The sequence below is a fragment of the Actinocorallia libanotica genome (genome assembly GCF_039525175.1).
Lineage (GTDB): Bacteria > Actinomycetota > Actinomycetes > Streptosporangiales > Streptosporangiaceae > Actinocorallia > Actinocorallia libanotica.
Window position 1 is genome coordinate 1 of sequence record NZ_BAAAHH010000034.1, and the last position, 15,298, is coordinate 15,298.

The following is a 15,298-nucleotide window of genomic DNA, read 5'->3' on the forward strand; positions in this document are numbered from 1 at the left end:
ACCAGCACCGCCACCGTGACCGGACCCGACTTCCTCGCCCTGCAGGTCCGCGACGTCGAAGCCGCCGCCGCCCTCGGCGCCCTCGGCTTCACCGTCGTCCCGTCCTTGACCGACGGCGGGCCGAACCGCGACGTCCTGGCGTCCGCCACCGCGCAGTCGGCCGCCTCGGGAGGCCGTCCCGACGTCGACCTGGCGTCGCTGCCGCAGAACCGGACCCCCTGGTCCTTCTTCCACGGGGTCGGCGACATCCGCTCCGCCGACGGCCCCCTGCCCACCTCCACCCCCGTGACGACGGAGAACGGGAACATCGTCTACCAGGGGGTGACTTCGCTGAGCACCCACAGCATCGTCGGGACGGTCGAGGGCTTCGCGTCGGCCTCCGACCCCGACGGGAAGGGGCGCGGCGTCGAGATGAAGGTACGGCTGGGCGCCCAGATCGACGATCCGGCGCGGCTGGAGGAGCGCGGCCTGCGCGAGGGCGAGGTGGTCACCCTGTGGGCGGGCCTCGTCGACGACGAGAAGGGGGACCCGAGCGAAGCTCTCCAGCGGGCGGTGCCCAAGGGCACCCGGGTCCTGGCCTTCGAGCGCGTCCTGGGCCCGACCGCGCCGCCCTCGAATCCGACCGCATCACCCTCGGATCCGACCGCATCGCCCTCGGGTCCGGCCGAGCCGCCCTCGGATCCGACCGCATCGCCCTCGGATCCGGCCGAGCCGCCCTCGGAGGAGGTCCGCCGCGTCCAGAGCGTCGTCTTCGAGGACGCCGACGGCTCCCCCGTCGCGGGTCCGTACTTCCACGGTTCGCCGGACGGGGAGTGGAAGCAGCCCAAGTCCTTCGACGCGCTGCTGGAGCTGGTGCGGAAGGCCGTGTACACATGCGTCACGGTGACGCTGGACGGACCGGCCGACGAGAAGACGCTGAAGGACCTCTCCGACAAGCTCGGCGACGACGGCGCCCCGGAGAAGGCGAAGTGCCTTCAGATCCATGCGTCCGACCCCTCCGGGAACCCGGCGGTCCCGCCCGGGGTGCCGGTCCCCACGCCCTCCCCCGCCGAGCCCACGCCCACCCCCACCGATCCGGGGAGCGGTCCCGACCCCTCCGCTCCGGCGGAGGCTCCGCCGGTGGTGCCCTCCCCCGTTCCCTCCGAGCCGGGGAGCGGTCCCGACCCCTCCGCTTCCCCGGGGGAGGACAGGCCCGCCGAGCCGGCGCCGGCCTCCCCCTCCTCGTAGGCTCCGGCTGTTAGGTTGTCCCGGTTCCCCGCCTGGACGATGAGTACTGAGGCCGTTGGATGTTGCGCTGGTTCTCCGCTGTGTTGCTGGTCCTCTCGCTGAGCGCGTGCGGCGTGAGCCATGCCGCCGTGTCGCCCTGGGAGGCGCCGGAGGCGCCGGGAACATCCGGGGCGCTGGACGTGTCGGTGTTCCGGAACGTGGCGGAGAACGGGGCGTTCGATGCGTTCGAGGGTTATCGGGCGGAGCGGGCGCTGCTGGCGGCGGGGCAGTCGCGGGTGCTGCTGGTGGGCACGGTGCGCGGGTTCCGGATGGTGCGCAAGCCCAAGCGGGCGGTGGTGATGGACGTCCGGGTGGAGGAGACGCTCAAGGGCGCCGGGCTGGTGCCGGGGCGGCGGCTCGCCGTCAACCTCGGGCGGCGGGACAACCTGCCCGGTTCCGACCGCAGGGCGAACCGGGGCACGGTCGTGCGCTACCGCGGGGCCGTGCCCCGCGGCACCCGCTTCCTGCTGCAGCTGTCGCCCCGCGACGAACTCCGGCCGGACGCGCCCGCCGAGTTCCGGCCCGCGGGGCCGACCTCGCTGGTCTTCGAGGGCCCCGACGGCCTCGTCGGCGCGTACGAGGAGCTGCCCTCGACCTGGACGGAGCAGCGCAGCGTCACCGGCCTCCGCGACGAGATCTTCTTCCGGCTCCGCACCGACGGCACGGTCTGCACGCCCCTCCTGAGGCGGCCGCAGGAGACCGGCGGGCCGCTCCAGCTGCGGTTCGAGGACTGCCTCCCGCGTGAGGTGCGCAGGTACGACCACAAGATCCGCAAGGCCTGCCAGGGCGTCGCCGCCCTCCACCCCGAGGTGCGCTTCACCGATCCGGAGCGCGACCTGGAGTGCCTCGAGGTCACCATCGCGAAATAGAACCCGGGTGATGACATTGACCCCGTTACGGGAGCGTCACCAGCGGCTAGTTTGAAAGCGACATCCTGATCGTGCCCGTCCGTGAAGGAGCGCCGCTTGACCTCTCCCGTGCCCAACACGTTCGACGAGGACGAACCCCGCGACCCCCACTGGTACAAGACGGCGGTCTTCTACGAGGTGCTGGTGCGGGGGTTCCGCGACTCCAGCGGCGACGGCACCGGTGACATCCGGGGGCTGATCGAGAAGCTGGACTACCTGCAGTGGCTGGGCATCGACTGCATCTGGCTGCTGCCCATCTACGAGTCGCCGCTGAAGGACGGCGGCTACGACATCAAGGAGTACACCCGGATCCTGCCGGAGTTCGGGGTGCTCGGCGACTTCGTGGAGCTGGTCGACGAGGCGCACGCCCGCGGCATCCGGGTCATCGCCGACCTGGTCATCAACCACACCAGCGACCAGCATTTCTGGTTCTCCGAGTCGCGCCGCGACCCGGACGGCCCGTACGGCGACTTCTACGTGTGGGCCGACACCGACGAGGGCTACCCCGACGCGCGCATCATCTTCGTCGACACCGAGACCTCCAACTGGACGTACGACCCGGTGCGCGGCCAGTACTACTGGCACCGCTTCTTCTCCCACCAGCCGGACCTCAACTACGACAACCCGGCCGTGCAGGAGGCGATGCTGGAGATCCTGCGGTTCTGGCTGGACCTGGGCATCGACGGCTTCCGGCTCGACGCCGTCCCGTACCTGTACGCGCGGGAGGGCACCAACTGCGAGAACCTGCCCGAGACGCACGCCTACCTCAAGCGGGTGCGGGCCGAGGTCGACCGGCTCTACCCCGACCGGGTGCTGCTGGCCGAGGCCAACCAGTGGCCCGCCGACGTGGTGGAGTACTTCGGCGACCCGGCGACCGGCGGCGACGAGTGCCACATGGCCTTCCACTTCCCGGTGATGCCGCGCATCTTCATGGCGGTGCGCCGGGAGTCGCGCCACCCCCTGTCGGAGATCATGGCCCAGACCCCCAAGATCCCCGAGAACTGCCAGTGGGGGATCTTCCTGCGCAACCACGACGAGCTGACCCTGGAGATGGTCACCGACGAGGAGCGCGACTACATGTACGCCGAGTACGCGCGCGACCCGCGGATGAAGGCCAACGTGGGGATCCGGCGGCGGCTGGCCCCGCTGCTGGACAACGACCGCAACCAGACGGAGCTGTTCACCGCGCTGCTGCTGTCCCTGCCGGGCAGCCCGGTCCTGTACTACGGCGACGAGATCGGCATGGGCGACAACATCTACCTGGGCGACCGCGACGGCGTCCGCACGCCCATGCAGTGGACGCCCGACCGCAACGCGGGGTTCTCCTCCTGCGACCCGGCGCGGCTCTACCTGCCGGTCATCATGGACCCGGTGTACGGCTACCAGGCGCTGAACGTCGAGGCGCAGCAGGGCGACGCCGGGTCGCTGCTGCTGTGGACCCGGCAGATGATCGGCATCCGCAAGCGGCACCCGGTGTTCGGGCACGGCTCCTACACCGAGCTCCCGGCCTCCAACCCGGCGGTGCTGGCGTTCCTGCGCGAGTACGGGGACGACCGGGTGCTGTGCGTCAACAACCTCTCCCGGTTCCCGCAGCCGGTCGAGCTCGACCTCCGGCGGTTCGAAGGGCGCTCTCCCGTCGAATGCACCGGCGGTGTGAGATTTCCGGCAATAGGCCAGTTGCCTTACCTTCTGACCCTTCCCGGCCACGGATTTTTCTGGTTCACCATCCCGGGTTCCCCCGAGCAGGAATAAGTCGCTGATCTTGCGGGAAAGCCTACTAACGTCACACCCGATCAGCTCATATATCCCTCATGTCCATTACGCCACACGGTGATCGATACCCGAGTGATCGAATCCTCGCCCCGCCCTAGAATGGTTCCCGTCCCATGGGTGAGGATTCCCAGGGATGTCTGAACATCATGCGGGTGGCCTACATCAAAGAAGGCAGACACCCACATCCCACGGGGGCCCTGATGAACACCCAGCATTCCCTCGGGCCGGCGACGCTCTCCCAGACGCCGCGCCGCAACCGGCTGGATCTGTCCAGGCGGCGTACCCAATGGCCGACCGTGACGGCCGTGATCCCCACTCTCAACGAAGCCGACAACCTCCGATGGCTCCTGCCCCGCCTGGCCTCCGTCGACGAGGTCGTCATCGTCGACGGCGAGTCGACCGACGGCACCGTGGAGGTGGTCAGGCTGCTGCGGCCCGACGCGGTCATCATCGTGGAACCCCCTACGGGGAAGGGGACCGCGATGCGGACCGGCATGGCCGCGGCCACCAGCGAGGTCATCGTCATGCTCGACGCCGACGGGTCCATGGACCCGGCGGAGTTCGACAGCTTCCTGTCCCTGCTGTGCCGGGGCTTCGAGTTCGTCAAGGGGTCGCGCTACAGCTGCGGGGGCGGCTCGGACGACCTGACCTGGCTGCGCGACAAGGGCAACCTCTGGCTGACCCGCACGGCCAACGTCCTGTATGGCCAGAAATGGACAGATCTCTGCTATGGATATGTCGCAATGCGGCGAAATGTAGTAGAGAAACTGCACCTGAAGTCCACCGGATTCGAGATCGAGACCGAGATCTGCGTCAACGCCGTCCGCGCCGGCCTGAAGGTGGCCGAGGTGGCCAGCCATGAATCCCACCGCCGTTTCGGCGAGTCCAACCTCAACACCTTCCGCGACGGCTGGCGGGTGCTGAAGACCATGATCCGGTTGCGTTTCGCCGGAAAACTGGAGGAAAGCCACCTCCACCCACAACAACCCTTCGAGCCCGTGGTCGGGAACCTGGCGGCGGCGAGGGCCAAATGAGAACGCACGTCGTTCGTCCCGGGGAGCTGGGCGAACCGGAGCTCCGGCGCTGGCGCGGCCTCCAGGAGGCCGACCCGGCGCTGGGCAACCCCTTCCTGTCCCCGGAGTTCACCCTCGGCGTCGCGCGGTTCCGCGAGGACGTGCGGGTGGGCGTGGTCGAGGACTCCTCGGGGATCGTCGCCTTCTTCCCCCACGAACGGCGTCCGGGCGGGGTGGGCCACCCCGTGGGCTTCGGCCTGACCGACCTGCAGGGCATCGTGGCCGACCCCGGCCTCGACCTGCCCGCCCGGGAGCTCCTGCGCGCCTGCCGGCTGGGCGTGTGGGACTTCGACCACCTCGTCGCGGGCCAGCGCATGTTCGCCCCCCACCACCAGGTCGTCCGGGCCGAGCCGATCATCGACCTGGGCATGGGGTTCGCCGCCTGGGAGGCCGAGGCCAGGATGCTGGCGCCCAAGACGCACAAGACCATCCGCTACAAGGAGCGCAAGCTCGGCCGCGAGATCGGCGAGGTCTCCTACGAGTTCGCCTGCGCCGACTCCGGCGAGCTCACCCGGCTCATGAGCTGGAAGTCCGCGCAGTACCGGCGCACCGGCCGCACCGACCGCTTCACGCGGCCGTGGATCGTCGGGCTGCTGCGGCACTTCCACGAGACGGGCTTCGGCGTGCTCGGCGTGCTGCGCGCCGGGGACCGCACCGTCTCGGTCCACCTCGGGCTGCGCGCCGGCGCCTCGATGGCCGGCTGGTTCCCCGCCTACGACACCGACCTCTCCCGCTACTCCCCCGGCATGGTCGGCCACCTCGCGCTGGCCCGGGGCTGCGCCGAGAACGACGTCACCGAGATCTGGATGGGGCGCGGCGGCAAGGAGTTCAAGGAGTGGCTGAAGAGTCGGGAGGTGCCGATCGCCGAGGGCCGGGTGGCCCGCGCGACTCCCGGCGCCGCCTGGCACTGGCTGCGGCACGTGCCGCTCAACCGGCTGCGCGACGCGGCCCTGGACGACCCCCGGCTCTACTCCTGCGCCGACCGGGTCCTCAAGGGCTACGCCCGGGTGCGGAGGCGGGCCGCATGACCGCGACGGCCATCTCCGTGGTGATCTGCGCGTTCACCGACCGGCGCTGGGACGACGTCCACGCCGCGGTGGAGTCGGTGCGGCGGCAGACCCTGGCGCCGCACGAGATCATCCTGTCGGTCGACCACAACCCGCAGCTGCACGCCCGGCTGAAGGAGTCGCTGCCGGACGTGCTGGTGGTGGAGAACGCCGAGGCGCGCGGGCTGTCCGGGGGCAAGAACACCGGGGTGGCCCGCGCCTCCGGCGACGTGGTCGCCTTCCTGGACGACGACGCCGTCGCCGCGCCGCGGTGGCTCGCCTCGTTCGCCGCCGCCTACCAGGACAAGCGGGTGATCGGGGTCGGCGGCCGCACGCTCTCGTTGTGGCCGGGGTCGCCGAGCTCGGCCGAGCTGCTGGCCGTCATGCGCGAGGGAAGGCTCCTGCGGAACCAGGGCGTTGACCCCCATCCTCGCCCCGGATCCGCAGAAGCCTTCACCGTCCCAACGGGCAGGCGCCCCCGATGGTTCCCCGAGGAGTTCGAGTGGACCGTCGGCGGCACCTACCGGGGCATGGCGCCCGGGCCGGTGCGCAACGTCCTGGGCGGCAACGCCTCCTTCCGGCGGGAGGCGTTCGCCGCGGCCGGGGGCTTCTCCGGCGACATCGGCCGCACCCACGCCATCGACAGGCCGCTGGGCTGCGAGGAGACGGAGTTCTGCATCCGGCTCGGACAGCGCATGCCCGAGACCGTGCAGCTCTTCGAGCCCGCCGCGGTGATCTGGCACCGGGTCCCGGCCGAGCGCGCCCGCTTCGCCTACTACCGCGAGCGCTGCTACGCCGAGGGCCTGTCCAAGGCGCTGGTGGCGCGCAGCGTCGGCACCGAGGACGGCCTGTCCAACGAGCGGGCGCACGCGTTCAGGACCCTGCCCAAGGGCGTGCTCCGCGGGCTGGGCGAGGCGTTCCGCGGGGACGCGGGCGGCCTGGGCCGCGCCTCGGCGATCACGGCGGGGCTGGGCTACACCGCGGCCGGCTACCTGGTGGGGCGCCGCGCCTCCCGTAAGGGGCGCTGATGCGGGCGGTACCGATCCTCATGTACCACTCCGTCCGCGACGACCCGCCGCCGGACACCGCGGCGCTGTCGGTGCGCCCCGGCGTCTTCGCCGACCAGATGGCCCTGCTGCGCGAGCGCGGGTTCACCCCCGTGCGCCTGTCGGACCCGGCGGCGGACGTGCCCAGGCCGATCTGCATCACCTTCGACGACGGGTACGCCGACTTCCACTCCGAGGCCCTGCCGGTCCTGGCCTCCTTCGGCTACCCGGCCACGGTGTTCGTCACCACGGGCTGGCTGGACGACGCCGGGCCCGACGCCGCCGGACGCCCCCTGGACACCATGCTGCGCTGGGGGCACGTGCGGGAGCTGGCCGCCGAGGGCGTCGAGATCGGCGCGCACAGCCACAGCCACCCGCAGCTCGACCAGCTCCGGGACGGGCCGCTGCACGACGAGCTGACCCGCAGCCGCCTGCTGCTGGAGGACAGGCTCCAGACGCCCGTCACCACCATGGCCTACCCGTACGGATACTCCAGCGCACGGGTGCGCCGGGCCGTGGCGCGCGCCGGGTACACCACCGCGTACGTGGTGGCCAACGACGTCGCCGCCGACCGGTCGGGGTACGCCATCCCCCGGCTGACGGTCCAGCGCTCCACCACTCCGGCCGCCTTCGGCCGGATCGCCGAAGGTTCCCACCGCTTCCACCGGGAGAAGATCCTCACGAAGGGGTATGCGGTCGTACGGAGATCCCGCTACCTCTACCGACAGGCGATGCCACGTGACTGATCCAGAAGTCCTGGGGACGGGTCCGCAGGACGTCTCCGGACTGCTCGGTGCGCGCACCGGGGAAGGCGCGCGCACCGGAAGGTTCGCGCGCCTGCGCGGCGAACTGGACAACCCCCTGTTCCGCAACGCCTACGCGCTGATGCTCAACGGCGGGCTCACCGGCCTGCTCGGGCTGGGCTTCTGGATCGCCGCCCGGCACTTCCACTCCCCCGCCGACTTCGGGCGCAACGCCGCGGTCATCCAGGCGGTCATGTACATCGGCGGCCTGACCACGCTGAGCTACCTGCTCATGCGGTTCCTGCCGCAGGCCGGCCGCTCCTCATCCCGGCTCATCGTCGCCACCTACCTGTTCGGCTCGGTGCTGGCGGCAGGCGCCGGGCTGGCCTTCCTGGCGTCGCTGGCCTGGTGGGACAGCCCCAACTACGACCACCTCGTGCGGCCCGAGCACGCGGTGCCGTTCCTGGTCTTCATCGTGGCCTGGAACATCTTCTCCCAGCAGGACTCCTCGCTGACGGGGCTGCGCCGCGCGCCCTGGGTGCCGGTCAAGAACACCGTCTACGGCCTGGCGAAGTTCCTCTTCCTCGTCCTGCTGGCCTGGACGTACGCGCCCTCCGACGGCATCCTGCTGGCCACCATGCTGCCGGTGCTGCTGATGGTCGTGCCCGTCGACGTGCTGGTCTTCCGGCGGCTGCTGCCCGAGCACGTCGCGCTCACCCGGCGCCTGCACCGCACCCCGACCCCGCGCGAGGTCGGCCGCTACCTGCGCGGCGACTTCGTGGGCACCCTCGCCTCCCACTCGTCGATCAACTTCATCCCGCTGCTGGTGGCGGCGAAGGTCAGCGAGGAGACCAACGGCTACTTCGCGATGGCCTGGATCTTCGGCCTCATGCTGGACCTGCTGGCGCTGAACATGGCGATGTCCCTGACCGTCGAGGGCGCCTTCGACACCGCGAACCTGGTGCGCACCTGCCGCGACGCGCTGCGCCGCACCCTCATGCTGCTGGTGCCGGTCTCGCTGCTGGTGGCGCTGGCCGCCCCGTACGTGCTGGGGCTGCCGTTCCTGTTCGGGCCGGAGTTCCGCGGGCACGCGGGCCTGGTGCTGGCGCTGCTGGCGCTGTCCACCCTGCCCAAGGCGCTGATCGAGCTGTACGTGGGGGTGCTGCGGGTGCGCTCGCGCACCCGGCTGGTGGCGCTGATCCAGGTGGCGCGCTTCGCCGGGGTGCTGGCGGGCGTCGCGGTGCTGGTGAACGACCACGACCTGGCGGCCGTCGGCTGGACGGTGCTGGTCGTGCAGAGCCTGGCGGCGCTGGCGGTCCTGCCCGCGCTGCTGCGGATCGTCCGCCCCGCCCCCGCGGTGCCCGCCCAGGCGCGCGGGGCCGACGAGGAGGGTGAGCGGTGAGCGTGACCCTGCGCCCGGCGGCGCGCGCGCAGGCGGTGCCGGAGGACCCGATCGCGCGGCTGCCCGCCGTCGTCCTCGGCCTGTGCCTGGCGCTCGGGGCGGTGCTGTTCTGGGTGCCGCTGCGCGGCGTGGACATGGACGGCGTCGACGGCTACGGGCTGATCAGCGTGCTGCCGGTGCCGACGCTGCTGGGCGCCGGCGTGCTGGCGCTGACGTTCGTGGCGTCCCTGTCGCTGCGCCGGCCCGTGCCGGTGCTGCTCGGCGCCCAGATCGTGGTGACCGTGGTGGCGCTGCACACGCTCGCCCAGGTGCTGGAGCCGGTCGCCCGGTTCCCCACCGTCTGGCAGCACGCCGGGTTCATCGAGTACATCACCCGCACCGGCACCGTCGGCATCAGCCTGGACGCCCGGTTCAGCTGGGCGGCGTTCTTCGGCATGGTCGGCTTCCTCACCGAGGCCGTCGGCCTGGACGACCCCGGCCAGGTCTACAAGTGGGCGCCGCTGGCGCTCCAGCTGCTGTACCTGCTGCCGATGGCGCTGATCGTGCGGGTCATGAAGGCCAACTGGCGGGCCAAGTGGTTCGCGGTGTGGCTCTTCCCGGTGGCCAACTGGGTGGGCCAGGACTACCTGGCGCCGCAGGCGTTCGGCTACCTGGTCTACCTCTTCTTCCTGGCGGTCCTGCTCACCTGGTTCCGGCCGAAGGTGCTGCGCACCCGCAAGGCGGGGAAGCGCGGCACCGGCACGGAGCCGGGGCCCCTCTACCGGTTCCTGTTCGGGCCCAAGACCCCCGGCGAGGAGCCGGTCCGCGAGGTCGGCGCCCGCGAGCGCTCCCTGCTGGTCCTGCTGCTGGTGGTGCTGCTGGTCGTGGGCACCGCCAGCCACCAGCTGACCCCCTACCTGCTCATCGCCTCGGCGGCGGCGCTGGCGCTGGTCGGCCGCAACGAGCTGCGCGCGCTGCCGGTCATCGGCGGGGTGGTCTACCTCGGCTGGATCTCCTTCATGGCCTACGGCTACTGGGGGCCCGACCCGGCCGGCACCCTGTTCGCCGGGGGCGGCAACCCGCTGCAGACGTTCCTGGCCAGCACCACCGGCCGGATCTCGCCCAGCGAGCAGCTCGCCCAGATCCAGACCGCGCGGATCCTGCTGGTGCTGGTGCTCATGGCGCTGACCGCGATCGGGCTGCTGCGCCGGCGGCTGCGCGGCATCGACGACCGCGTGGCGTTCGTGCTGCTGGTCGTGCCGCTCAGCTCGTTCGGGCTGCAGTCCTACGGCGGCGAGATCGCGCTGCGCACCTACCTCTTCATGCTGCCCGGCGCGGTGTTCCTGGCCGCCTACGCCTTCTTCCCCGACCCCAGGCCGGTGCCGGTGGTCAAGTCGGTGCCGCGCCGCCAGCGCCTGCGCCGGCTGCTGCCGGGCGTGGTGGCCGGGTCGTTCGCGCTGCTGCTGATGGGCGGGTTCCTGACCGTCCGCTACGGCAACGAGGCGTTCGAGCAGGTCAGGGCGGGCGAGCTCAAGGCGTTCGACGCCATGATCGACGACTCGAAGGGCAGGCCGATCACCCTGGTGTGGGTGAGCGGCGAGATCGTCACGGTGCCCGAGGCGGCCAGCCAGACGCCGCAGGGGCCGTGGGGGTACCGGTACTTCGAGCGGTTCCACTGGCTGCGGGTGGAGTTCGCCCAGGACCCGTGGGCGGCCAACCTGAGCAGGCAACCGCCCGTCCCGCTCACCGCCGAGCAGCAGCGCTCCCGCAGGCCCACGGTCGAGGAGGTGCTGGCGCGGATGCGCAGCCAGCCCGGCACCTACCTGTACCAGTCGCGCACCAACGACACCTACCAGACGCTGAACTTCGGGCTGGCGCCCGACTGGGGCGAGCGGCTCATGCGGGAGATCGACGCGTCGCCCGACTTCACCAAGGTGTTCGGCGACGGCGACGCCTCGGTGTACAAGCTGGCCGAGCCCGGTCCCCCGCCCGCGCCCGACCCGCCGCCCGCCCGGCTCACCATCGGCGTGAGCAACTGGACGCCGGCCGGGCTGATCTACCTCCCGGTGCTCATCGGCGTGCTCACCGCACGCGAGCTGCGCCGCATCCGGCTCTCCCCCGAGCGTTACGCGCGGCTCCGGCCGTACACGGTGATCGCGGTGCCGCTGTTCATCGGCTTCGTGGCCATCGTGGTGGAACGCTTCCTCACCCTCAAAGGACCCCTCCCATGAGCGACAGGCCCTCCGTGAGCGTGGTCGTCCCGACCCGGGACCGGCCCGACCTGCTCCGCCAGACGCTGGAGTCCGTCCGCGGCCAGGACTATCCGGGAGAGCTGCGCTGCATCGTGGTGTTCGACCGCGGCGAGCCGGACCTCTCGCTGGCCTCCGACGATCCGCTGCGGCCGGTGGAGGTGCTGCGCAACACGCGTACGCCCGGCGCGGCCGGAGCGCGCAACACCGGGCTGCTGGCCGCCTCCACCGACCTGGTGGGCTTCTGCGACGACACCGACCTCTTCCTGGAGGGGAAGGTCGCCGCGCAGGTCGCGGTGCTGGAGGAGGAGCCGGAGACGGAGGTCGTCTGCTGCGGGCTGCGGCTGTTCGGGCCGGGCATCCACGAGATCGACCGGCGGGTGCCGCGGCCCCGGGTGACGCACGCGGAGCTGCTGCGCGGCCACAAGCCCCAGCTGCACCCGTCCGCGCTGCTGCTGCGGCGCTCGGCGGGCCTGCTGTTCGACGAGGACATCCCCGGCAGCTACGGCGAGGACTACGAGTTCCTGCTGCGCGCCGCCGAGCGGGCCCCGATCCGCCAGATCCCGCTGCACGGGCTGGGCCTGCGCTGGCACCACGAGTCGTACTTCTCGGTGCTGGACAACGCCCCGCTCATCTCCGAGGCGGTGCGGTGGCTGCTCGGCAGGTACGACTTCCCCCGCAGCGGCTACGCCCACTGGGGCGGCAAGGTCGCCTTCGCCGAGGCCGTCCAGGGCAGGCGCGGCACGGCCCTGCGCTGGATCGGCCGCACGATGCGCGCCCGCCCCCTGGACGCCAGGGCGCTCCTGGCCCTGGCGGTGACGGCCGGGGTTCCCGCCCCGCTCATCATGCGGAGCCTGAACCGGATGGGGCGTGGGATGTGAACGCGCTGCTGATCCCGCTGATGCTGGTGGTGCCGGCGCTGTGCATCGCCTGGCTGCTGCCGGGGCTCGACCCGCTGGGGCGGGCGATGGTGGGGGCGGCCGGGTCGCTGTCCCTCTTCCTGCTGACGGCGCAGACGATGCTCGTGTTCCAGGTGTGGTCGCCCGCGGGCGGGGCCGCGGCGGTGGGGGCGGCCTGCCTGCTCATGGCGGTGGTGCGGCTGGTGCGCGGGACGGGGCGTCCGGCGGTGGTGCCGGCGGCGCGGGAGCAGGCCGACGCCGAGGACGAAGACTGGCTTTTCGATGAATGAAATGCTCTTTTGGTAGGCGGCGACCCATTTGGCCGCTCTTCTTAGTAGGGTCCTCACACGTCTTGCAGGAGTGCCTGCCGTGACCCACGGGGAGTGGAATGGTGTTCGAGAAGTCCATGAGAATCGGTCTGACCGCGCTGCTGGCCGCCGGGATGACCGCGGCGGTCGCCGCTCCGGCGGAGGCCGCGCCCAAGAAGCCCAAGAAGCAGGTGAAGTGCCACCTGGGCCTGTGGAAGACCATCGGTCTGACCGCGAACATCTCCGGCAAAACGCCGGAGGGGTTCAACCAGGACGTCGACTACAAGGGCATGGCCGGCATCAAGCTGAAGGTCTCGCCGCAGCGCGTCGTCTACGACTTCACCGGCTCCAAGCGCGAGTACATCAAGGGCATCGGCGCGGACGGCAAGCCGATGGAGGCCTGGGAGCAGCTCACGGGGGTGCTGTACCTGCCTTCCAAGATCACCAGTGACAAGAAGGGCCTGAAGGGGCAGATCGCCTCCCACAACAAGCGCGCCGCCGGTCCGGCGACCGGGACCGGGATGACCACCAAGCCGCAGAAGGCCTCCTGGGGCAAGTGGAAGGTCGCCGACCACGCCAAGATCGGGCACTTCGACACCCCGGTCGTCAAGAAGGCCAAGTTCGTCTGCAACCCCAAGAAGAAGACGCTGCGCATCACCGACGTCCGCAAGTGGGCCACCTTCACCGAGACGCTGGACATGCGCCTCAAGCTGGTCCGCCGCTGATGTTCCCTCCGCCGGGCCCCGCCGCACCCCTCCGCGGCGGGGCCCGGCGGCGTTCACCGTGGATTTCGAGGCGAGAGGGGGCGGTGTCCGTGCGCGCCGTCCGGAAGAGCCGATGACCCGCCTGTGCGGGCTGCTGCTGGCCGCCGGGGGCGGGCGCCGGTACGGGATGCCCAAGGCGCTCGTGCCGGTGCCCGGAGGCGAGGGGGAGCTGCTCGTGGAGCGCGGCGTGCGGACCCTGCGGGAGGCCGGGTGCTGGCCCGTCGTGGTCGTGCTGGGAGCCGGTGCCGAGCGGGTGCCCGAACTGCCCGGGGCGCGGGTGGTGTTCAACCCGGACTGGGCGGACGGGATGGGCTCGTCGCTGCGGGCGGGGCTCGCGGAGGCGGAGGGCGACGCGGTGGCGGTGCTGCTCGTGGACACGCCCGGCGTGGGCGCGCAGGCCGTACGGCGGGTGGCGGCGGGCACGGACGCCTCCTCGTTGCGGGTCGCCACGTACCACGGGGAGAGGGGGCACCCGGTGGTCCTCGGGAGGGCGCACTGGGAGGGCGTCGCGGCACTCGCCACGGGCGACGTGGGCGCGCGGCCCTACCTGCGGACGCACCCGCCCGAACCGGTGGCCTGCGAGGACGTGGCGGACGGCGGCGACATGGACGTGCCCGGCCCGTGACCTACGACCGCCCGCCGGAATTTTTTTCGCGGCGGAGGCTTGTGATGGGCATTTCTCCTGGTTTACCGTCCAGTAGCTCTGTTCGCGCGCATCACCGCCGGCCGGATCCCGTCCGGCGACCGACCCCCGCCGGGGGCCGGAAGGGCGGCGCACCTTCCGGCCCCCGGCGGTTCCCGCCTTCCGGCCTCGGCCGTTCCGCTCCGTGCGGCCGCTCCCGCTCCGTGCGGCCACTCCGTGCGCACCGCTCCGCGGGCGGCCTCTTCGGCGCGGGCTCAGCGCTCCCAGGGTGCCTCTTCGCCCATCTTCTCGTAGTAGTGGGCGAGGTGCGCCTTGACGCGGGGGACCTCGTCGGGCGGGATGTCCGCGCCGCCGCGAGCGCCCTGCATGACGCCTCCCGCCGACATGACGCCGCGCGGCACGGCCTTGAGGCGGCCGTCGACGACGTCGGCGATGAGCAGCTTGTAGCTGGTGAAGTTGTCGGGCTTGTCGCCGTCGTACCAGACGTGGGCGTCCCGGTAGGCGGCGTCCGGCGAGTCCTGGGCACCCGCCCACTCGCGGACCCTCCGCTCCGCGGCGCCCCCGTCCCACTCCCGGTCCCGGTCGGCCAGCGGAAGGTCCTGAAACCTGGTCACCGTCATGATCGTCCCCCTTGCGGCTCAAGTTCCCTTTTCTCCCTTCCCGGGAGCCGCGCCAGGAAACAGAGCAAGATCACCCGATCCGCGTGCTCCGGCGGCGGAACGCCTCAGCCGGGAGCGAGGAGGTGCTCGATCTCCACTCCGGCCGAGCGTGGTTCGGCCCGGAAGACGCGGGCGTGGGGCGGGCGGGTCACGCGCAGATGACGGGCGTCCGTCCAGGCCGCGGTGACGTCGGGGCCCGTGGTGGTCCAGGCGGGGGTCGGAGCATGGCCGTGGTCGGTGATGAGGACGTCGCCCGCGTCCCGCGGAAGCTCGCCGGCCGGGAGGACCGCCACGTGGGTCGCGGCGGAGGAGGTGGCGCCGCAGTCGTAGTGGTAGACGACGGCCTCGCGCTCACGGTCCGGGGAGGGGACCCGGGAGACGAGGGAGACCTCGCAGAGGCCCAGGCGCTCGACCTGCCGGTGGACGTAGACGGCCGCCGCCGCGCAGAGCAGCAGGACGAGTCCCGCGATGAACCACCGCCGGGAGAACCTGCGGGGCGTCGCGGGAACGCCGGTGTCCGAAACGTCGCGCACACCGCTT

At 71.7% G+C, this 15,298-nt stretch carries 14 protein-coding genes and 1 pseudogene; 13 read left to right on the top strand and 2 right to left on the bottom strand.

The window, feature by feature from the left end; translation table 11 throughout:
* The 13 genes and pseudogenes from ABD140_RS30985 to ABD140_RS31045 all read left to right on the top strand — a co-directional run.
* Window positions 1-1,227: pseudogene (locus ABD140_RS30985) on the top strand (hypothetical protein); the annotation flags it as partial.
* An 80-nt stretch (window positions 1,228-1,307) separates the two neighbouring features.
* The gene (locus tag ABD140_RS30990; RefSeq protein ID WP_344244806.1) at window positions 1,308-2,135 is read left to right on the top strand and encodes a hypothetical protein; all 828 of its coding nucleotides are present in this window, start codon (window positions 1,308-1,310) and stop codon (window positions 2,133-2,135) included.
* A gap of 96 nt (window positions 2,136-2,231) precedes the next feature.
* Window positions 2,232-3,926, top strand: coding sequence for a maltose alpha-D-glucosyltransferase (gene treS / locus ABD140_RS30995; protein ID WP_344244808.1), 1,695 nt, complete (start codon window positions 2,232-2,234; stop codon window positions 3,924-3,926).
* A gap of 221 nt (window positions 3,927-4,147) precedes the next feature.
* Window positions 4,148-4,981, top strand: a complete 834-nt coding sequence (locus ABD140_RS31000; RefSeq protein WP_344244810.1) for a glycosyltransferase family 2 protein — start codon at window positions 4,148-4,150, stop codon at window positions 4,979-4,981.
* A complete protein-coding gene (locus ABD140_RS31005) occupies window positions 4,978-6,048 on the top strand; it encodes a GNAT family N-acetyltransferase (RefSeq protein ID WP_344244812.1) in 1,071 nt (356 codons plus the stop codon). The genes ABD140_RS31000 and ABD140_RS31005 overlap by 4 nt, the downstream gene beginning before the upstream one ends.
* Window positions 6,045-7,094, top strand: coding sequence for a glycosyltransferase family 2 protein (locus ABD140_RS31010; RefSeq protein WP_344244814.1), 1,050 nt, complete (start codon window positions 6,045-6,047; stop codon window positions 7,092-7,094). The genes ABD140_RS31005 and ABD140_RS31010 overlap by 4 nt, the downstream gene beginning before the upstream one ends.
* The gene (locus tag ABD140_RS31015) at window positions 7,094-7,858 is read left to right on the top strand and encodes a polysaccharide deacetylase family protein (protein WP_344244816.1); all 765 of its coding nucleotides are present in this window, start codon (window positions 7,094-7,096) and stop codon (window positions 7,856-7,858) included. The genes ABD140_RS31010 and ABD140_RS31015 overlap by 1 nt, the downstream gene beginning before the upstream one ends.
* Window positions 7,851-9,257: a lipopolysaccharide biosynthesis protein gene (locus ABD140_RS31020; RefSeq protein WP_344244818.1), complete on the top strand. Its 1,407-nt coding sequence runs from the start codon at window positions 7,851-7,853 to the stop codon at window positions 9,255-9,257. Before ABD140_RS31015 ends, ABD140_RS31020 begins: the two co-directional genes overlap by 8 nt.
* Window positions 9,254-11,467 carry a hypothetical protein gene (locus ABD140_RS31025; protein ID WP_344244820.1) on the top strand — a complete coding sequence of 738 codons (2,214 nt, stop codon included), beginning with the start codon at window positions 9,254-9,256 and terminating at the stop codon, window positions 11,465-11,467. Before ABD140_RS31020 ends, ABD140_RS31025 begins: the two co-directional genes overlap by 4 nt.
* Window positions 11,464-12,366, top strand: a complete 903-nt coding sequence (locus ABD140_RS31030; protein ID WP_344244822.1) for a glycosyltransferase family 2 protein — start codon at window positions 11,464-11,466, stop codon at window positions 12,364-12,366. Before ABD140_RS31025 ends, ABD140_RS31030 begins: the two co-directional genes overlap by 4 nt.
* Entirely contained in the window at window positions 12,363-12,674 is a 312-nt protein-coding gene (locus ABD140_RS31035) for a hypothetical protein (RefSeq protein ID WP_344244824.1), read from the top strand. Before ABD140_RS31030 ends, ABD140_RS31035 begins: the two co-directional genes overlap by 4 nt.
* 116 nt (window positions 12,675-12,790) lie before the next feature.
* Complete coding sequence (locus ABD140_RS31040; RefSeq protein ID WP_344244826.1) at window positions 12,791-13,417, top strand: hypothetical protein; 627 nt, start codon at window positions 12,791-12,793, stop codon at window positions 13,415-13,417.
* Between the two features lie 112 nt (window positions 13,418-13,529).
* Window positions 13,530-14,081: a nucleotidyltransferase family protein gene (locus tag ABD140_RS31045; protein WP_344244828.1), complete on the top strand. Its 552-nt coding sequence runs from the start codon at window positions 13,530-13,532 to the stop codon at window positions 14,079-14,081.
* Window positions 14,082-14,353: 272 nt separating this feature from the next.
* Here ABD140_RS31045 and ABD140_RS31050 read toward each other — a convergent pair whose 3' ends face one another.
* Window positions 14,354-14,719: a hypothetical protein gene (locus ABD140_RS31050; RefSeq protein ID WP_344244830.1), complete on the bottom strand. Its 366-nt coding sequence runs from the start codon at window positions 14,717-14,719 to the stop codon at window positions 14,354-14,356.
* A gap of 104 nt (window positions 14,720-14,823) precedes the next feature.
* A complete protein-coding gene (locus tag ABD140_RS31055; protein ID WP_344244832.1) occupies window positions 14,824-15,291 on the bottom strand; it encodes a hypothetical protein in 468 nt (155 codons plus the stop codon).
* Between the last annotated feature and the right edge of the window lie 7 nt (window positions 15,292-15,298).